This is a genomic window from Paenibacillus sp. 7516 (genome assembly GCF_002272715.1).
Lineage (GTDB): Bacteria > Bacillota > Bacilli > Paenibacillales > Paenibacillaceae > Paenibacillus > Paenibacillus illinoisensis_A.
The window spans coordinates 88,864-107,493 of record NZ_NPBI01000008.1 but is presented as its reverse complement, the minus strand read 5'-3'; the positions used below and the strand labels follow the sequence as shown (position 1 = coordinate 107,493).

At 45.5% G+C, this 18,630-nt stretch carries 16 protein-coding genes; 10 read left to right on the top strand and 6 right to left on the bottom strand.

Features of this window, described 5'->3' with window-relative positions; genetic code table 11:
• Positions 1-676 precede the first annotated feature (676 nt).
• On the bottom strand, positions 677-2,179 hold the full coding sequence (locus CHI14_RS08975) for a hypothetical protein (RefSeq protein ID WP_095288093.1): 1,503 nt from the start codon (positions 2,177-2,179) through the stop codon (positions 677-679).
• A gap of 222 nt (positions 2,180-2,401) precedes the next feature.
• Here CHI14_RS08975 and CHI14_RS08970 point away from each other — a divergent pair, with 222 nt between their 5' ends.
• Positions 2,402-3,886, top strand: coding sequence for an amidase family protein (locus CHI14_RS08970; RefSeq protein WP_095288092.1), 1,485 nt, complete (start codon positions 2,402-2,404; stop codon positions 3,884-3,886).
• Positions 3,887-4,340: 454 nt separating this feature from the next.
• Here the strand turns inward: CHI14_RS08970 and CHI14_RS08965 are convergent, their stop codons facing one another.
• From CHI14_RS08965 to CHI14_RS08955, 3 genes are all read right to left on the bottom strand, one after another.
• The gene (locus tag CHI14_RS08965) at positions 4,341-4,637 is read right to left on the bottom strand and encodes a putative quinol monooxygenase (protein WP_095288091.1); all 297 of its coding nucleotides are present in this window, start codon (positions 4,635-4,637) and stop codon (positions 4,341-4,343) included.
• A gap of 89 nt (positions 4,638-4,726) precedes the next feature.
• Entirely contained in the window at positions 4,727-5,377 is a 651-nt protein-coding gene (locus tag CHI14_RS08960) for a nitroreductase family protein (protein WP_095288090.1), read from the bottom strand.
• A gap of 30 nt (positions 5,378-5,407) precedes the next feature.
• Positions 5,408-5,827 carry a MarR family winged helix-turn-helix transcriptional regulator gene (locus CHI14_RS08955; RefSeq protein ID WP_095288089.1) on the bottom strand — a complete coding sequence of 140 codons (420 nt, stop codon included), beginning with the start codon at positions 5,825-5,827 and terminating at the stop codon, positions 5,408-5,410.
• Positions 5,828-6,232: 405 nt separating this feature from the next.
• On the opposite strand from CHI14_RS08955, the gene CHI14_RS08950 reads away from it, so the two are divergent.
• From CHI14_RS08950 to CHI14_RS08915, 8 genes are all read left to right on the top strand, one after another.
• The gene (locus tag CHI14_RS08950) at positions 6,233-6,754 is read left to right on the top strand and encodes a TetR/AcrR family transcriptional regulator (protein ID WP_095288088.1); all 522 of its coding nucleotides are present in this window, start codon (positions 6,233-6,235) and stop codon (positions 6,752-6,754) included.
• Positions 6,755-6,873: 119 nt separating this feature from the next.
• A complete protein-coding gene (locus CHI14_RS08945; protein ID WP_170948063.1) occupies positions 6,874-7,827 on the top strand; it encodes an SDR family NAD(P)-dependent oxidoreductase in 954 nt (317 codons plus the stop codon).
• 396 nt (positions 7,828-8,223) lie between these two features.
• Positions 8,224-9,651, top strand: coding sequence for an NAD(P)-binding domain-containing protein (locus tag CHI14_RS08940; protein WP_095288086.1), 1,428 nt, complete (start codon positions 8,224-8,226; stop codon positions 9,649-9,651).
• Positions 9,652-9,889: 238 nt separating this feature from the next.
• On the top strand, positions 9,890-10,264 hold the full coding sequence (locus CHI14_RS08935) for a hypothetical protein (RefSeq protein WP_141236651.1): 375 nt from the start codon (positions 9,890-9,892) through the stop codon (positions 10,262-10,264).
• A 263-nt stretch (positions 10,265-10,527) separates the two neighbouring features.
• Entirely contained in the window at positions 10,528-11,274 is a 747-nt protein-coding gene (locus CHI14_RS08930; protein WP_095288084.1) for a DeoR/GlpR family DNA-binding transcription regulator, read from the top strand.
• Positions 11,275-11,276: 2 nt separating this feature from the next.
• Positions 11,277-12,188 (top strand): 1-phosphofructokinase, encoded by a 912-nt coding sequence (gene pfkB / locus CHI14_RS08925; RefSeq protein WP_095288083.1) that lies wholly within the window; start codon positions 11,277-11,279, stop codon positions 12,186-12,188.
• Positions 12,189-12,274: 86 nt separating this feature from the next.
• Positions 12,275-14,242 carry a PTS fructose transporter subunit IIABC gene (locus CHI14_RS08920; RefSeq protein ID WP_095288082.1) on the top strand — a complete coding sequence of 656 codons (1,968 nt, stop codon included), beginning with the start codon at positions 12,275-12,277 and terminating at the stop codon, positions 14,240-14,242.
• Between the two features lie 162 nt (positions 14,243-14,404).
• On the top strand, positions 14,405-15,190 hold the full coding sequence (locus CHI14_RS08915; RefSeq protein ID WP_095288081.1) for a class I SAM-dependent methyltransferase: 786 nt from the start codon (positions 14,405-14,407) through the stop codon (positions 15,188-15,190).
• Positions 15,191-15,307: 117 nt separating this feature from the next.
• On the opposite strand, the gene CHI14_RS08910 is transcribed toward CHI14_RS08915, so the two are convergent.
• Together CHI14_RS08910 and CHI14_RS08905 are read right to left on the bottom strand one after the other, a co-directional pair.
• On the bottom strand, positions 15,308-16,447 hold the full coding sequence (locus tag CHI14_RS08910; RefSeq protein ID WP_095288080.1) for a zinc-dependent alcohol dehydrogenase: 1,140 nt from the start codon (positions 16,445-16,447) through the stop codon (positions 15,308-15,310).
• Between the two features lie 78 nt (positions 16,448-16,525).
• Positions 16,526-17,689, bottom strand: coding sequence for an oxalate decarboxylase family bicupin (locus CHI14_RS08905; RefSeq protein WP_095288079.1), 1,164 nt, complete (start codon positions 17,687-17,689; stop codon positions 16,526-16,528).
• 295 nt (positions 17,690-17,984) lie between these two features.
• Here CHI14_RS08905 and CHI14_RS08900 point away from each other — a divergent pair, with 295 nt between their 5' ends.
• Entirely contained in the window at positions 17,985-18,545 is a 561-nt protein-coding gene (locus tag CHI14_RS08900; RefSeq protein WP_095288078.1) for a nitroreductase family protein, read from the top strand.
• Positions 18,546-18,630 lie beyond the last annotated feature (85 nt).

Below are 18,630 nucleotides of genomic sequence, written 5' to 3'. Positions count from 1 at the left end.
AATAGATTATAGCATCCGTCTATTTAATTGGGAACACCATGAAAAGTACGAGAAATGCGTAATAAAAATAGAAATGAAGAATGAAACCTATTTTTACGATCATACATATAGTACGAGAAAAAAGTTAGAAAATTAAAAATAGGGCTACAAGCTTGCATTTAGGTTGTATTCGACAAAGTTAGAACTTTTTTTTTGTCATTTTAGTACGTGGAATTCGTAATAAATTTATTAAGGTACGAGTTTTGAGTAATAATTATTAGAAAGTACGAAAAATAAGTGAGAATTACGTTAATATTTAGGTCCGTACCCTGTAGTGCAAAGCTTGAAACATCGAATCGAAGTACGAGTTTTTCGTAATAAAAATGAGACTGTCTTTTCAGTCCATTTTATATTGTGAATAATGAATTGAAGTACGAATAAAAAGTAAGAAAATGAAATCAGGTACGTTGTTTTCGTAATAAATTAATGTGTTGGAATTGCGCTAATGGCGTTGTAGTGGGATATTTTTTTTTATTACGAAATAAAGTACGAAAAAAAAGTAATAATATTATGGCAGTACGAGAAATGAGTAATAAAAATTCAATCAAGCAGCACTATAAAAAGCTAATATTTCTAATATGAGGGTAGATGGTGTACAGGAAAACCTACATAAGCAAAAAAAATTGGAGAATGAGGTTCATTCTCCAATAAGTTCAGTCTGTATAGGAAAGGTAAGCTGAATAGGCGGCTCGGCTTGATCGAAAAAGTCATGCATTTCCGTGTGTGTTAATGGAATAAAAGAGATCTCAAAAGAGGAATGAAGTCGCTTATAATCGGCAATCAGGAAATTCAGGCTTTTGAACTCCTCTAGCGCGTCCTGGATCTTTTTCATGTTTTGTTCCGTTTTTCTTTTGTCCATTCGGACTTTACGCAAGAAGTAGCTCAGCGGGAAGATATCGATGAATTGGTTCCCTTGTACATACCGCTCCAGACGCTCTTTCTGTAATGCATGGACCAAAATTTTAGAGATGTTTCCTTCAATGGAGTTGAGGCTGTCTCTATAGATTTTGACGGTCTGTTGATTAATGTATTGCTGGTGGAAGTACGTACCGATAACAATTTCGGCATAACGTCTGCCATTGGGATTGGAGTTGATGACAACCGAGTCAAATATGGACCAGTCGGCAGAACCGGATCTTGCCTTTTCGGACTTCTTCTTAATCACGGCCTGGAAGCCAAACGACCTGATTTTACGCAATCTTTTCTCAATTTCAACGTAGTTTTTTACCCCAGAAGAATTATAAGCTTTGCTGACCAGCTTGGATATATCAACCGTGATCGTCCGATCCGTGTAAAAGGATTCATCCTTCTGGGAAAGGACATAGAAAATGATATCCCGATCAGTACCATCCAGTGATTTCGTAAGACTTTTATCCGCGAGCAGGAAATCTCCATCTTCAACCTTGATAATGGTGCGCAGGAACTCATTGTCACTGATCTCATAATCATCAAAATAGGTTTGTTTGTTGGTGATTTCGTCCAATTCCATTCGGATCTTCAGGTTAGTTGATTTTTCCGCAAAAACGACATCTTCGATCAGGCCATGAGGCTGCACATCGACGGCATTGGTTAGATCGTGTTTATCAATAATATCAGCCACAATAAAGTGCAGATCGGTGTCGATGGCCTTTTTGATCTGATTGGTTTTTTTACTCGACAAGTAACGATAGTCCGTGAGGTAGGTGGAGCTGGTGGTTGCCCACTCACTAATTTGTTGCAAGCGTAAAGCGGGTAAATCATTCAGGTCCTTTACGCCAATCAATCTTTCGGATTCAGCAACGATATCCAGCCCCGCATTCGATGCTTTCATTTGCTCCAGCGCAAGTTTCCAAGAGCTAATCTCAATCAGAACAGGATTGTTTGGCACCGAATCCAGTTCCTCTTTAAATTTCTTGAGCCAGTACTTTTTGCTCTGTTGTCTTTTGCGATAATTTTTATCCCGAATCTCAACGTGGTCTTCCAGATGAGGCGTATCAAATCCAAAATTCTGGATTAAGAGTTCCTTGATGAGCTCAAACAGCCACGTCTCTTTTGAGGTGCTGGTCGTTTCCTTGTATACGTACATGTATAGATGATCGACAATTCTTGGTGGTAAGCACTCAATTGTCTTGGTAATTGCAAAAAGCGAAAGTTTAACCATAACCATTCTCCCTTAAAAAAGCTTCTCCTTAAAAATATATCATAACTTCATATCCATTAGGGGAGGGATTATCATGGAAATGGATTTAGTTTAGGGAAAAGATGATGCATCAATGTCTATCTCTTTATCAATGCTGTTTCTCATTCTATGCTGCAAGGCAAGAGGACAACAGTCAGATTCGTCGAACCATAAGGAGTAGATGGCCCAAAGGAGGGACTATAAATGGATAGAACGTTAAATGAGCTTCTAATAGAGGCAGACATCACTTCGCTACAGTCTGCGATGGAATCCGGATTGTTATCGTCCGAGGTCTGCGTTCGTTGGTATTTGGAGAGAATCGCGAGGCTCGACCCTCAGCTGAACTCGGTACTCGAAGTCAATCCGGACCCGATTGAGGAAGCTGTCGCGCTTGACGCGGAGCGGAGGGAACAGGGAGTACGCGGACCGCTTCATGGAATCCCCATCCTGCTCAAGGATAATATCGATACAGGAGATCACATGCATACCAGTGCGGGTTCAGTCGCGCTAGCAGAACATATTGCAAAGTCAGATTCAATGGTGGCTGCACAGTTAAGAGCGGCCGGAGCCGTATTTCTGGGAAAGGCAAACATGACGGAATGGGCAAATTTTATGTCGAGCACCATGTGGTCCGGGTATAGTTCAAGGGGCGGACAGACATTGAATCCTTATGGTCCTGGAGAGTTGTTCGTTGGGGGATCGAGTTCGGGCTCGGCAGCAGCCGTAGCCGCCAATCTATGTACCGCCGCCATTGGCACAGAAACATCGGGTTCCATTATTAGTCCTGCCTCGCAAAACAGTCTTGTTGGCCTTAAGCCGACGATCGGTCTGGTCAGTCGTACAGGGATTATCCCCATTACCTATAGCCAGGATTCAGCCGGCCCGATGACGCGTTCGGTCAGAGATGCAGCCATCTTGCTTGGTGCGATGACTGCAGTGGATCCGGATGATGCTGTGATGCATGAGAAAGGAAGGAAAGCTTATACAGATTATACGCCCTTTCTGGATGCGAACGGACTGCGAGGCGCAAGAATTGGCGTTCCGCGATTCTACTATAAGGATCTGGATGAAGCACGGGCAGCAGTTATCGAACGAGCTATCCGTGTATGTAGAGAACAGGGCGCAATCATTATTGACCCGGTGTCATTGCCTTGTGAGAGTGCGAAGTGGGACTGGGACGTAATGCGATATGAATTTAAAAAAGGGTTAAATAACTATCTGGCCAAAGCGGGTTCCGGTGCTTACGTTCAAACGTTAGATGAGCTTATCACTTATAATAAGGCAAATGCTGATGTTGCACTTAAGTATGGTCAGGATACGCTGATCTGGTCGAATGAAACAAGTGGTACCTTGTCTGAACCGGAGTACGCCGAGAGTTTGCAGCTTAATCGTCAGCTTTCCCGGGACCAAGGTATTGACTATGCAATCCGTGAGAATGAGTTAGATGCGCTAATATTCCTGGGTAACGAGGAAGGGCTCGATTTGTCTGCACGCGCAGGGTATCCTGTAATAACCGTTCCGGGTGAATACGTCGACACAGGTATCGTTGGTGAAGATGGTTATACGACCAAAGGGCCACAGGGAATTACATTTGTCGGAACTGCCTACAGTGAGCCGACCCTTTTCCGACTAGCTTACGCTTACGAACAAGCGACTCAGTATCGTTTTGCACCTAAAGATGAGCTCTAATCCGTTTGAAAATCAAACAAAATGTCTGAAATTTACATTACAGCTAAACACCAACAGACGTTAACCATAACAGGGTTGTCATGCAAAGGTTAAGGAAGTGGCGGTTATCGGAATCCCTCTCCCCAGTGAAGTTTAGGGCGATCATTCACCGAAGTGGATGATCGCCTTTTCTGTGTTCAGAATATGTTCAACTCTGCCCTGTATAATCGATTTTAGAATTTTTGGGATATGAGGTGGTTCGTTGTTAATCGGTGTATATTGCAAAAACGACCCTCTACAGATGCTGCCCGAGAGGCGCATCAACCTTAGGAGCATGATCCATACATTCGTCTGGTCCAAGACAAAAAGCCGTCCCCAAAATCAAATGACTTTGGAGACGGCTTATTATTGTTTGTTAGGCCACAAGGGAGCTTAAGCTTATAAGCTCAAACAATGAACCGATGTAAATCTTATTTTAGTGTTTAACTGCTTCGCCAGCAAAAACTTCCACGTTCATCGGTGCAGCCATGAATGCTGCTGCTTGTTGAACAAATCCTTGGAAATGAGCACTCGCGTTGTGAGCTGCTGTAGCGGCTTCGTCTTTCCACAACTCGATCATGACATACTGATGTTCTTGCTCAGTGCTTTTGTTCAGATTGTAGCTGATGTTGCCTTCTTCATTGCGAGTTGCTGCAACGAGTTCTTTGGCTGCTGCAAGGAATGCTTGCTCTTGATCCGGTTTGATGGACAGGTGTGCGTGAATGATAATCATGTGTGTTTACCTCCGTAATGTATATAAATTGTTGGATTGTTGCCAAAAGTTAATGGTGACGCAGTTCAATGAAAATTGCGATACATCAATTATGCCCAAGTTGTAATCGTATCAACTGGCAGACGGTAGGATGGATGACCTTCTTTGGCTGATTTACCCATGGAGATCAGCATAACCGGTTGATAGCGTTCTTTGTCCATACCGAACGCTTCAGCGATTTGATCTTTTTCGTAACCGCCAATAGGGTTTGTATCATAACCGTGAGCACGGGCAACCAGCATCAATTGCATGGATACCAGACCTGCATCAATCAGGTTGACATCGCGAAGAGCAGATTCTGGCATAGCCTTGTAATAAGGCATTACTTTGGCCAACTGCATATCTTTTACTTCTTGTGGCATATAACCAAGCTCTACCGCTTTGCCGAAGATTTCTTCCATATATTCGATGTTGTTCATGTCAACAAATACGCCGATAACTGCAGAAGAAGTCAACACCTGATTTTGATTGAATCTGGCAAGAGGAGCAAGCTTCTCTTTACCTTCAGCTGTGTCCACAACCAGGAAACGCCAAGGCTGCAGGTTGATGGAGGATGGGGCACGAGAAGCTTCGGCCAGAATCTCGGTCATCTCTTCACGGCTGATTTTTACCTCTGGATCATACAGTTTAACGGAACGACGGCCGTAAGTGATCTCGTTAAAATCGTTTGTTTTTTGAAATGTACTTTGAAAGGTACTCATTCAGTGGATCTCTCCTCTATATATAAGGTATCAAAAATTGTTCTGCATGCGTTCCAGATAACTCGCAAGATCCTGAATTTCATCTTCACTGAAATCATGTAGTATTTGATGAATAAAATTTTTCTTCTCTACTTTGTAACCCTCAATATGTTTCCGGCCATTATCGGTCAGACGAACAAAGGTAACCCGGTTATCTTCCGGATTTTTGCGTCTGGTCACCATGCCGTCCGCTTCGAGCTGTTTCAGATGGCGGGTGATGGCAGCACTGTCGATATTGATGATTTTTTGCAGCATCGATTGGTTGATCTCATCGACCTGATCCAATTCATACAGAATCTCAAAGCGAGATGAACTGATTCCTGTGCACCGCTCGAACTTTGGGCTGACTTTGTTGCCAAGTGCATTGAGCAGATTGATAATCTGCTCTTCCTTTGAAACGATACGTGTCATGACTAGACCTCCCGGGTGAATCTGGACATGAACAACGGCTTATGTTCACACAATCCGATTGTGGCTTATTTACGATGCCAGTGTGATAAAAAAATAATGGATGCCTCAACAATTGATGTGTCAATCATTGACTGCTCAACTAATATATCATGCCACTTCTCGTTTTGCAACCCAAAACAATATGAAAAAATATGCACATTAATCGATTCCTGTGTAATCACGCTATGCAGTAGGATGTCCTGTTATAGTCATAAATATTGAGAATATATTGAAGTCAGAATGGCTATCAACTATAAAAATGAAGAACTTTTGAGTAGAAAAGGGCTATATTTTACAAAGACAGCTGTTATCCTATATACTTTAAGCTATTGATCAATTAATTACTACAGTTAGAGGTGAAGTGACATGGCCAAAGATACAACAGCTTCAGTTAATCGACGGAACGATATTATCTCAGCGGCAATTGACGTATTTGCAGAAATCGGATACTACCGTGCAACGACAGCACAAGTGGCTGAGAGGGCGCAGATTTCGCAGCCTTATATTTTTCGCTTTTTCAAAACGAAGGAAGCACTGCTGTTGTCTGCATTGGAAGTATCATGGACGCGAGTCATTGATTCATTTCGACAGGTTGTAGAGACAGCAGCATCGGATCAACTGGAGCGCGAATTGATAGACGCATACGAGAAAATTCTGGAATCGCACCAAAATGAAATCCTGCTTCAGATGCAAGCTCAGACCATTCAGGAAGATGTAATTCGTCAGGCGATGCAGAAAGGGTTCAGTGAAGTGAGAACCATGGTCCTGAATGCTTTTAGCCATGCCGGCATTGCCGAAGCGAAGCAAAGAACGTTGGTTTTCCTGGCGATCGGCATGTTGTGCAATGTCTCGATAGCACTGGATATGCCTGAGCTCAAAGAGAGATAGGAAGGGTAAATACCCTTTTTCAAAATTAGTTATTGATCAATTACTAAATATGCGTTATATTGTTTTCAGGAGTTGTAAGTAATTGATCAATAACTAAATGAGTGAGAGGATGTATGGAGATGAAAAAGGCAATTGTTATTGGTGCAACAGGCGGAACGGGTGCTGCCATTACACAGGAATTGATTAAGCGGGGGATCGCAACGGTTGCTTATGGACGTTCACGGCATAAATTGGAACAGCTTGCTGCTAAGCTGGGTTTCCCGGGTCATCTTCAGCTCGCTGTGGGAGATGCATTTAACCCGAATGAAATAGTCGCTGCTTCCCAGAATGCGGATGTGATGTTCCACTGTGCCAACGTGCCATACCATGAGATGGAGAGCAGACTTCTACCACTGGGTGAATCCGTTATGAAGGCAGCTGAACAGCTGGGATTGAAAGTAGTGGTCATTGATGGGATCTACCCCTACGGGAGAAGGCAAATGAACGAAGTAACGGAAGAACATCCGAAACAACCGCATACCCGCAAAGGAAAAACAAGACTCGCCTACGAGCAGATGTTATTCAGCAGCAGGTGGTCCAGAGCACAGGTCATGATTGTACGTTTGCCTGATTATTATGGTCCGACCGCGAATGAAGCCTCTTATCTGGGATCAACACTTGAATCGATCGCAAAGGGGAAAATGGCTTTTTTCATCGGCAATATGAAAACACCTCGGGAATATATCTATCTGCCTGATGCAGCGGTTATGGTAGTGGAACTGGCAAGCAGGGAGAACACATACAATCAGAACTGGAATATTCCCGGTGCTGGCATTATTGCAGGCAAAGAGATCGTTAGGATCGCACAGAGGGCGGCGGGTGTGACAAAACCAGTCATGGCACTTGGGAAAATAGGACTGTCCCTGATTGGACTGGGGGTCCCGGTCATGAAGGAAGTCGTAGAGATGTTATACTTAACCAAGGAGCCTCTCGTCTTAAGCAGGCAGAAGTATGAACGCAGCATTGGTCCTGTGCAGGCGACGCCTTTCGCAGAAGGAATTACTGAAACCATTGCACAGCTTCAGAAAAAGTAAGTTATATTTTTGATGTTTAGTAATTGATCAATCACTAACAAAGCGTATAAATGAATACTGCTAATGAATGACAGACAGATCCGGAAGCATTACCCGGGTCTTTTTTATATTTGCACGCCTTGGTCATAACGATGACATCCAACTTTCAGTAACGGACAACATTTATTTGGAGGTGTATTTCGTAACGGTCAACAAGCATGTTAGCTATTTTTAGATTGGATGACAATAAAGCTTCCGTTATATTCAAAAAAGTAAAGGCAACCCATATACTAACGCTAATATAAATGTCGTAGATGCAGCGATAGCACTAAAAAATGAATTAAATATAACATAAACTTAACGTATGACTGAGATTGAATCGAAATCGATTAATGTACCTTGAAAGGGTTGGGGATCATGAGCCTGGAAGCTTTGAATCAACGAGTAAAAGAAGATCTCGCATATTTGGCCTATGGCGGTGCAAACTGGGTGCGTTCCATGGAACATGCTGAGGGTCATGTATATGACGTGATTATTGTAGGAGGAGGACAGAGCGGCCTGGGAGCAGCTTTTGGCCTGCTGCGTGAGCGGATTTCTAACATTTTGGTTATTGACGAAAATAAAGCCGGACTGGAAGGCCCATGGGAAACATATGCCCGTATGACGACTCTACGTACCCCTAAACATCTGACGTCCATTGATCTGGGTATTCCATCCCTAACCTTTCGTTCCTGGTGGGAGGCTCAGTTTGGACTGGAAGGCTGGGAAGCGGTGGACAAGATTCCACGCGGAGATTGGATGAATTATTTGCGGTGGTATCGAGACGTGCTGAATCTGCCTGTAATCAATGAAGTAAAGCTAAAATTGATCGAACCCGCCTCTGAGGGGATTCACCGACTTCATGTGGAGGGTTCCGGTGTCGATTCCGGCACGCTGCTGGCGCGAAAGGTCGTGCTGGCTACCGGCATACAGGGAGGGGGAGAATGGCATGTACCTCCGATGATTGCAGAACGACTGCCGAGAGAACTGTATGCACATACTTCCGAGGCTATTGATTTTGAGCGGCTGCGCGGCAAAAGAATTGCCGTATTGGGGGGAGGAGCTTCCGCTTTTGATAATGCGAGTTTTGCGCTTGCTGCAGGAGCTGCTGAAGCACATGTGTTTGTGCGGCGAGCACAACTGCCAAGTGTCAATCCCATACGCCAGATGGAGCAATCCGGGATGATTGAACGTTTTCATGCATTAGGGGCAGCTGATAAATACGCGGTCATTTCACACTTTTTTCAATATAATCAACCCCCAACCAATGATACCTTCAACCGGGCAGCAGCCTGGCCGGGCTTTGAACTGCATTTGAATTCACCCTGGCTCGGTGTGGAAGCAAACGAGGATGGAGCCGTAGTGACAACAGCCAAGGGGAAATTTGCTTTTGATTTTCTGGTGATTAGTACGGGGCTGCTAAGTGATCCTGCTTTGCGGCCGGAACTTAAACTGGTGGAAAGTCATATTGCTCGTTGGGCGGATTGTTATGAAGCGCCGGCTGAACAGCGCAATGAGCTGCTGGATACCCATCCCTTTCTTACTTCCGGATTTGCCATGACGAGCCGAAGTGAAGCAGGCGAGTCACAGCTGCACGGGCTGTTTGTTTTCAATTACTCTGCACTTGCAAGCTGTGGTCTGTCCGCTTCTGCTATCTCGGGTACCAAAAGCGCAGTTCCCAAACTGGTGTCAGCCATAGCGGACCAGCTGTTTTTGGATGATCGGGAGACGATCTTACAGCAATTTTTTGATTACGATGAGCAGGAGTTCACAGCATCTTGGGTAAAAAGCAGCGTTCCCAGCTGAACCAACTTTATTCTAGATTACAAACCGTACAGTGAGTTTCTGCTGTGCGGTTTGTTTATTTTGTAGGAGAACTTACACTCTGCATGGTTTTGTTGTAAAATGTCGAATGGAACATGTAAAGGGCAGGTGTACGTTGATGAAAGAAATGACCTACGAACAGTTTAGAGCTCACTTAAAGAAAGCTTCACGTAAGCGAGGTGTACCCATAATCAAGATTGTTGCATTCCAGGAGAAATACATGAAGATCGAAGATATTCAGTTCTTCGATGTCGAGCAAAATTATATGAGTGTACAGGCTTGTAATACACTTTGGATGAATCTGGAGAACAAGTCTTTTCGAAATATGGTATCTCATCCTCTGCAGTTTTATAAGGATATGGAGGATCTGGGAAGACAATCGTTTGAAAATATGATGAAGGAATTGTATGATACGGCGGTTCCACTCTGGTTGGAATATGACCCCGATGATTATTACACCTCTGAACAGCTCGCTGAGATTCTGGCTACCGATGAGCAGAAGCTGATTGAACAGCTCGAAATGGGGCGTTTCAAGGGTGCGTTTATAAATGAAGAAGGAGAATGGCTTAAACCCAAACCGGGAATAAACCAGTAATGCCTGAGATGATCCTGTATGCGATGAACGGCTGCAGGATTTTTTGATGTAAACAGGCAAGGGATAGACTTGGTAAGATACAGGGACACAGGTATAGGATTTTAGTATTGGATGATTGTGAACGTTTTAGTTAATATTATGGGAGATAATGGAGTGCAAAAGTCGAAAGATGCAAGTTTCTGAAGGTTTATAAATTATTTTGAACGAAAATGATTGTTTTTTGCGGAATTTATGTTACTATAGAAGCAGTTGGAGGAATGAAGATGCTGACTGAAGAACGATATGCTGCAATTATAGAGCGCTTACATCAACAAGGGATAGTTAAATTACAGGAACTTGTCGACGTGCTTGGTGCGTCCGAATCAACGATAAGACGCGATTTAATTGACTTGGAGAGCCGTCAGATGCTGAAACGCATCCATGGCGGGGCAGCGCTGATGAATGAAAAAACGCTTGAGCCAGGTATGGAAGAGAAAACATCCAAAAACATTCAACAAAAAGTGACGATTGCTCGTTTGGCTGCACAGGAGATCGAAAATGGCGATTGTATCTATCTGGATGCAGGTACGACGACGCTGGCCATGATCCCCTATATTGAAGCCAAGGACGTAACCGTGGTGACCAACGGTTTATCCCATGTGGAAGCGCTCGTTAGCAAGCGGATTCGCAGTTATTTGCTTGGTGGCATGATGAAAATCCATACCAAAGCCGTCATCGGAAGTATTGCATTACAAAATATGGACAACTTCCGTTTTGATAAATGTTTTCTTGGAACCAACGGTGTAGATCCCGAGATGGGGTATACAACTCCTGACCCGGAGGAAGCCTTGATTAAGAGAAGGGCGCATCAATTGTCCGGGAAATCTTATGTGCTGGCAGATTCCAGCAAGATCGGTGAAATTACGTTTGCCAAGTTGTTTGAGCTGGAGGAGGCTGATCTGATTACCGAGCAGATGCCAGCGCACTGGCGAGCCGTAATAGAGCAGAAAACTAAAATAATTGAGGGATAACAATGATATATACGATAACACTTAATCCTTCCATTGATTACATCGTGGAAGTGGATGACCTGAAGCTCGGCGGTTTGAATCGCATGAATCGGGATTTGAAGCTTCCAGGTGGTAAAGGCATCAATGTATCACGTGTGCTGAATCAGCTGGGAGCAGATAACACGGCGATTGGATTCCTTGGTGGATTCACAGGTCGTTTCATTAATGACAAGTTGCAGGCAGATCAGATACAGACTGATTTTGTTACCATTGCGGATGATACGCGAATCAATATCAAGTTGAAGCATGGAGACGAGACAGAAATTAACGGTCTTGGCCCAGCCATTCGTGAAGAAGAAGCAGCACAACTGCTGCAGAAACTATCCTCGCTGCAAACGGGAGATATCGTCGTTCTATCGGGCAGCGTTCCCCCATCCCTGGGAACTGATTTTTATGATCGTCTCATTCAGGTCTGCAAGCAGACGGGTGCAGAGTTTGTCATTGATACCACTGGACCGGCGTTAATGGAAGCACTTGTGCATATGCCATTGCTGGTGAAGCCGAATCATCACGAGCTCGCTGAACTTTTCGGGGTAAATATCGAAACTCGGGAAGAGCTGGTCTTGTACGGTCGCAAGCTTCTGGAAGCAGGGGCCAAGCAAGTATTAATCTCCATGGCCGGAGATGGAGCCCTGTTGATTACGGGATCAGATGTGTACCACGCGAGTGTGCCAAAAGGAAAGGTGAAAAATTCGGTTGGGGCTGGAGATTCCATGATCGGAGGATTCGTAGGCACTTATGTATTAAATGGAGACATCCTTGAAGCCTTCCGAACGGGAGTCGCTTCCGGAAGTGCAACGGCTTTCTCGGATGATCTTGCTACACGCGATTTCATTGAAGAGCTTCGAGGCGAGGTTACCATCACCAAATTGTAGATCAACATTTCAGAGGTAAGCCAATTGTAATTTATAAATTCGGCCTGACAAGCGCAGGCCGACTGAACTCAAGGGGAGTGTAACAGATGAGAATAACAGACCTGATGATCCAGGAAACGATGATCATGGACCTGCAAGCCACAACCAAAGATGAAGCAATTGATGAACTCATTGCAAGTCTGAACAACAGTGGACGCATTAATGATCCAGTTCTGTTTAAGGAAATGATCTATAAAAGGGAAGCAGAGTCCAGCACAGGAATTGGCGGCGGTATTGCCATGCCCCATGCGAAGACATCTGCAGTGAATGAACCAACAGTAGTATTTGCAAAAAGCAAAAAGGGATTGGATTTTGCAGCGCTTGATGATGAGCCGGCTCATATCTTTTTCATGATTGCTGCTCCTGAAGGTGCAGGTAATACCCATCTTCGCACACTCGCTGCTCTTTCCAGGCTGCTGATTGATAGCGATTTCATTGCTCAACTGATGAATACGGATACGCCTGCAGAAGTAAGTGCATTATTTGATGCGAAGCAGGAGGAAGCGGCGGAGAAAGAAGCTGCCAAGGAGAAAGCGAAAGCCGAAAAGGCTGCAAAAGCCGCAAGCGAAGCGGGTTCTGCACCGCAGCAAACTCCTGGCGTCATTGTAGGTAATGAGAATTCCGAAGATTTCGTCGTAGCGGTTACAGCATGTCCAACGGGAATTGCGCATACCTTCATGGCTGAGGATGCACTCAAGAAGAAAGCTCAGGAAATGGGCATTAATATCCGTGTAGAAACCAATGGTTCCGAGGGAGCCCAGAACGTTCTGACCGCAGATGAGATTGCTCGTGCCAAAGGGGTTATCGTCGCGGCAGATAAAAATGTCGAGATGGCCCGGTTTGACGGCAAGCCGGTACTGCAAAGACCGGTAAGCGACGGAATTCGTAAGTCTGAAGAGTTGATTCGCAAAGCGGTGAATGGAGATGCTCCGATCTATCGCAGCCAAGGCGGCAGCAATGGGAAGGAAGACGGAGCGAGTGCGAGTAAAATGAGCGTAGGCAGCAAGATCTACAAGGATCTGATGAACGGGATTTCACACATGCTTCCGTTTGTCGTGGGTGGAGGAATCCTCCTTGCGATTTCGTTCCTGATCGAACAGCTTGCGGGCGAGGATAATCCTCTCTTCCAGCTGCTGCAGACGATTGGCGGCGGAACGGGTGCATTCCACTTCCTCATTCCGGTACTGGCCGGATTTATCGCAATGAGTATTGGTGACCGTCCAGCCCTGATGCCAGGTATGGTTGGTGGATTGATGGCCGTGAACTCCAATGCCGGTTTCCTTGGCGGACTTGCTGCCGGTTTCCTTGCTGGTTATGTTGTTATCGGTTTGCGTAAGCTGCTCAGAGGCTTGCCTAAAGCTATTGACGGTCTGAAACCCATTCTGCTGTATCCTGTACTCGGATTGCTCATTGTTGGTGCAATCAGTTATTATGTTTTCGATCCGATCTTTGGCTCGCTTAACACGTGGCTTGTAGATGCACTTGGAAATCTTGGAACAGGAAATGCTGTATTGCTTGGATTGCTGCTTGGCGGCATGATGTCCATTGATATGGGTGGACCGTTCAACAAAGCAGCTTATACATTTGCCATTGGTGTATTCACATCCAGCGGCAACACGGACGGTGCCTGGATGGCTGCCGTTATGGCAGGCGGGATGGTGCCACCTCTGGCCATCGCTCTGGCTTCCACGTTCTTTAAGTCCAAATTCACGGAACAAGAACGCAAATCCGGCTTAACGAACTATGTTCTCGGATTATCCTTCATTACTGAAGGTGCCATTCCATTCGCTGCGGCAGACCCGCTGCGTGTACTGACATCCTGTATCATTGGTTCGGCCGTTGCAGGTGGACTGACACAGCTCTGGAGCATTAACGTACCGGCTCCGCACGGAGGAATCTTCGTAGCAGCACTGGCTAACCATGCTCTGTTGTTCCTGCTAGCCGTTGCGATTGGTGCAGTAATCTCGGGTCTGATATTGGGATTGTGGAAAAAGTCACCAAAGGTTGTAAAATAAGCAGTGTTCTAATGTAACAATACCAAGGCATTTCCTGAGTGGCTTCATTCAGGGAATGCTTTTTATTTTCGCTTGGCCCTGATCTGTGCTAAAATAGTTACAATAATTTAACTTTTGAAACGATGTTTCATCTATCGGAACATTAGGCAAGGAGGAAGCAGTATGACTCATGACGGAATGAAAGGACAAGTGCAGCAGCAATTCGGCAAAAATGCCGAGAAGTATGTGACCAGTCCCCTGCATGCTAAGGGCAAGGATCTAGATGTGCTGGTGGCTTCATCTGGGGCAAGTCCTGATATGCATGTACTTGATATAGCAACGGGAGGAGGGCACGTTGCGTGTGCACTGGCCCCTCTTGTTAAGCAGGTAATGGCTTTGGATTTGACAGAGGAGATGCTTCAGGTAGCTGAACGCTTTATACGGGAGAGTGGTCATCAGAACGTGAATTTTGTACTGGGAGATGCGGAACATTTACCCTTCGAAGATGATGTCTTCGATATCGTCACCTGCCGGATCGCTGCGCACCATTTTCCCGATGTTTTTTCTTTTCTAACGGAGGCGTTCCGGGTAACGAAACCAGGCGGAAGACTGCTGCTGATAGACAACGTGGCACCGGAGCGTGATGAATATGATCAATTCTACAATGAAGTAGAGAAGCGCCGCGATCCCAGTCATGTTCGTGCATGGCGCAAGTCGGAGTGGATTCGAATGATGGAAATGGCGGAATATCGCGTGGAAGCGATGGTTTCCTTCGAGAAAACCTTCCTCTTCGAAGATTGGTGCAAGCGTGCCGGGCTGCCGGAAGCAGATGCAGGAGAGCTGGAAGCCAGCATGCTCTGTGCACCTTCGGTCATTAAAAAGTTCTTCCGGTTTGAAGAGTCAGTACCGAATAAGCTGTCAAGCTTCGGGGGAGAGAGTGTACTCATTCAAGCCTCAAAAGCGAGATAGTTCAAGAGATGCAACAAGGGTACCCATTTTCATTCAGTCTGGCATATGAATAACAACACAAAAGGCAGATGACCTGTACAAGGGCATCTGCCTTATTGCTGTGCTCATTCTCCTACATTAAGGTTTCAGCACAACTTTGGTACATTCGTCTTCATGATCGTTGAAGATCCGATACGCCTCACTGGCATTTTCCAGCGCAATGCGATGGGAGACAATCTCGGTCGGATCGAATTCACCTGCTGTAATCTTGCGGAACAATTCCGGCATATAGTGGATGACAGGAGCCTGTCCCATTTTAAGATTAACGTTGCGTTCAAACATACTGCCAAGCGGGAACATGTTGTAGGACGAGCCGTATACACCTGTAAGCTGGAATGTACCAAATTTGCGTACGGCTTTCATACCAATTTCAATAGCACTCAGGGCACCACCGTGAAGCTTCAGCTTCTGTCCGATTTCCTCCAAAGTGGATTTTTTGCCGTCCATGCCGACACAGTCGATGACCACGTCGGTACCGCCACCCGTGATTTCGCGGATATGGGCGCCCATATCATCATAGTTCTCAAAATTGAAGGTTTCCACATCATTCATGCGCTTGGCTTTGTCGAGGCGATACGGAAGGCGGTCAACAGCGATAACCCGCTTCGCGCCTTTCATCCAGGCGAACTTCTGGGTCATCAGGCCAATGGGCCCACTGCCCAGTACGGTTACCGTATCTCCAGGTTTAACACCGGCATTTTCGACACTCCAGTACGCGGTAGGAAGAACATCGGATAGAAACAGCAAGGCTTCGTCTTCCAATTCACAGGATTCCGGAATGACAAACGGCATGAAATTACCGTAAGGCACACGCAGGAATTCCGCCTGACCACCAGGGTGATTGCCATACCGTTCCGTAAATCCGAAATAACCACCGGTGTGAATATCCGGGTTACCGTTGGAATTGTCACATTGGCTTTCCATGTCGTGATTGCAATAGAAGCATTCGCCACAAGAAATGTTAAAAGGCAGGACCACACGGTCCCCCTTTTTTACGCGTGTCACTTCAGGACCGACTTCCTCCACGATCCCCATCGGTTCATGACCGATGACATAATCCTTTTCAGCTGGTAATGCTCCCTGATAAATATGAAGATCTGATCCACATATGGCTGTAGAAGTAATACGAACGATAATGTCATCCTTTTGTTGCAGTCTTGGATCTTCAACCTGCTTTACCTGAATATCCTTTGTCCCTTGAAAAGTAACGGCTCTCATCATCATATTCCTCCTATCGTATAGTAGTTCTCTGAGAATTACCCCGTTTGGGACCATTTGATAGAGGTACATATGAAATTAAACGACAGGCCATTTCACTTTGCGCAGGGCATCAAGCAGCTCCGTTGGCGCGTTCAGATTGTCGCGGACAAGTTCACGAGGTGTAAGTGCCATCCATTGGTTTAATGAGATATCTTCAAAACGGTCACTTCGGAAGATCTCCAAAAACCATAAGGTATCGCTGCCCGTGTTTTGAACATAGTGTCCCATGGCCACAGGAACATACCCTATATCTCCGGCTCTGTAATTGAATGTGCGTGCTGTACCATTGCCGCCGAACACCGTCATTCTTCCTTGTCCCGTAAGGTAATACTGCCATTCATCCGCATTCGGATGCCAGTGTAATTCACGCATGCCACCAGGCTTAATCTCGACCAGCGCAGCAGCGACGGTTGTGGAGATGGGGAAGTTGGTGGAATCCACGATTCGTACACTTCCTCCCGGCGTTATAAGCGGCTCCTGAGCCAGCAAGCGATGTTTGAATGAAAAGGGAACTGTACCATAGGGTGAAGGAATCTCCTGACTCGCGAGTGAACCTGGAACCTGATCCTGAAAAATATAAACCTGATCTGTCGGCCTGGACTGGAATGCAGATTCGGGTACTCCGAAATTGACAGACAATACCTCTGTAGGGGTGTGCGCGAACCAGTCCGAAATGGATAACGTGTTGAGATCGGAGAAGGAGCCGTCATCAAAAACAAGTAGAAATTCACAGCCCTCTTCCAGTCCTTGAATGGAATGGGGCAGACCTTTGGGAAAGAACCACAGGTCTCCAGGTCCGACATCAGCGATAAAATTCCGGCCCTCCTGATCCACAGATGTGATTCTTGCCGTTCCCCAGATCATATAAGCCCACTCGGATTGCTGGTGCCAGTGGAGTTCCCGTACGCCGCCTGGAGTCAAACTCATGTTAACCCCAGCCAGTGTCGTGGCAATGGGCAGATCGCGTACTGTAATCTCGCGTGACCATCCGCCATGGTTTAACTGCATATGTGTATCGGAAAAGGACATCTTCAGATTGGGGAGCAGCCCTGCATCCGTTGCAGGTGGAACCAGCATATCCGGATTTTCAAGGTCTCTCATGACATCACGTGGACCCAAATCAGGCCCGCCTGCCCCGTCTTTTCGGATTGGTTGTGGAACAATGGTTGGTTTACTGTTAGGTTGTGATCCTTTTGTCATTCGTTTATCCCTCCAGTTCAGATCATGCTGATGCAGACCTGGTCGTCATTCATACATTTATGAAGCAGGGCCTGGATATTATGAAAGACAGGGGGAATGACGGGATCCGTGGCTTGACTGTGCAATAGAATCTTAAGATCTGGACGGTGATGAAGACGTTTTTGTCATTTGCTTGGTTGTGGTTTGGACATAAGGATTGACGTACATCGAATTTCATAGTACCTTAATATTGTTTCATATGAAACAAAATATATGCAAGCGGTATACATACTTATTCAGAAATGAGGAAGTTCATATGACAATAGCCGATACGATTCGCTCACGACGTAGTATCCGCAGCTTTAATGCACAACCGGTCTCCACGGACTTAATTGTTGAATTGCTTAATGATGCGGTCTGGGCACCTAATCATGGCATGCGAGAACCATGGCGTTTTATTCTGGCGGAGCGTGCAGAAGCAAAAGAACATGTGGCCGGTCTGATGCTGGAATCAGTGCAAAACATGAAATTGATGAAGTTGATGCCCGGCAAACTGCAGCAGGCGCTGAAAAATAAGTTCAGCCGCATGCCTGCGCACCTTATTGTGGTAATGAAGAATGAAAAGGATCCTCATAAGCAGGAAGAAGACTATGCGGCTGTGAGCTGCGTTATTCAGAATTTTCAACTACTTGCCTGGGAAAAGGGCCTAGGTATGATTTGGTCCACGATGGAATACATTCATTCCCCCATTTTTTGCGAGGGTTTGAACGTGAAGTCAGATGAGCGAATAGTCGGTGTGCTGCATATGGGGTACTTCGACAAAACACCGAAACCCAAGTTGCGTACTTCTGCTGAACAAAAGCTTACCCTGCTGTAGTCCCGGAACAGGAGTTTGATATATATCGTATCCATTCTAATTATATTGTTTCTATTGAAACAAATTTCGGTGTATAATATATGTT

Coding starts and splice junctions, on each gene's coding strand:
- CHI14_RS08905 (WP_095288079.1), bottom strand. CDS start 17,689: ATGACAAAAGGATCACAACCTAACAGTAAACCAACCATTGTTCCACAA.
- pfkB (WP_095288083.1), top strand. CDS start 11,277: ATGATATATACGATAACACTTAATCCTTCCATTGATTACATCGTGGAA.
- CHI14_RS08900 (WP_095288078.1), top strand. CDS start 17,985: ATGACAATAGCCGATACGATTCGCTCACGACGTAGTATCCGCAGCTTT.
- CHI14_RS08950 (WP_095288088.1), top strand. CDS start 6,233: ATGGCCAAAGATACAACAGCTTCAGTTAATCGACGGAACGATATTATC.
- CHI14_RS08930 (WP_095288084.1), top strand. CDS start 10,528: ATGCTGACTGAAGAACGATATGCTGCAATTATAGAGCGCTTACATCAA.
- CHI14_RS08975 (WP_095288093.1), bottom strand. CDS start 2,179: ATGGTTAAACTTTCGCTTTTTGCAATTACCAAGACAATTGAGTGCTTA.
- CHI14_RS08920 (WP_095288082.1), top strand. CDS start 12,275: ATGAGAATAACAGACCTGATGATCCAGGAAACGATGATCATGGACCTG.
- CHI14_RS08955 (WP_095288089.1), bottom strand. CDS start 5,827: ATGACACGTATCGTTTCAAAGGAAGAGCAGATTATCAATCTGCTCAAT.
- CHI14_RS08970 (WP_095288092.1), top strand. CDS start 2,402: ATGGATAGAACGTTAAATGAGCTTCTAATAGAGGCAGACATCACTTCG.
- CHI14_RS08915 (WP_095288081.1), top strand. CDS start 14,405: ATGACTCATGACGGAATGAAAGGACAAGTGCAGCAGCAATTCGGCAAA.
- CHI14_RS08935 (WP_141236651.1), top strand. CDS start 9,890: ATGAAGATCGAAGATATTCAGTTCTTCGATGTCGAGCAAAATTATATG.
- CHI14_RS08945 (WP_170948063.1), top strand. CDS start 6,874: ATGAAAAAGGCAATTGTTATTGGTGCAACAGGCGGAACGGGTGCTGCC.
- CHI14_RS08960 (WP_095288090.1), bottom strand. CDS start 5,377: ATGAGTACCTTTCAAAGTACATTTCAAAAAACAAACGATTTTAACGAG.
- CHI14_RS08965 (WP_095288091.1), bottom strand. CDS start 4,637: ATGATTATCATTCACGCACACCTGTCCATCAAACCGGATCAAGAGCAA.
- CHI14_RS08910 (WP_095288080.1), bottom strand. CDS start 16,447: ATGAGAGCCGTTACTTTTCAAGGGACAAAGGATATTCAGGTAAAGCAG.
- CHI14_RS08940 (WP_095288086.1), top strand. CDS start 8,224: ATGAGCCTGGAAGCTTTGAATCAACGAGTAAAAGAAGATCTCGCATAT.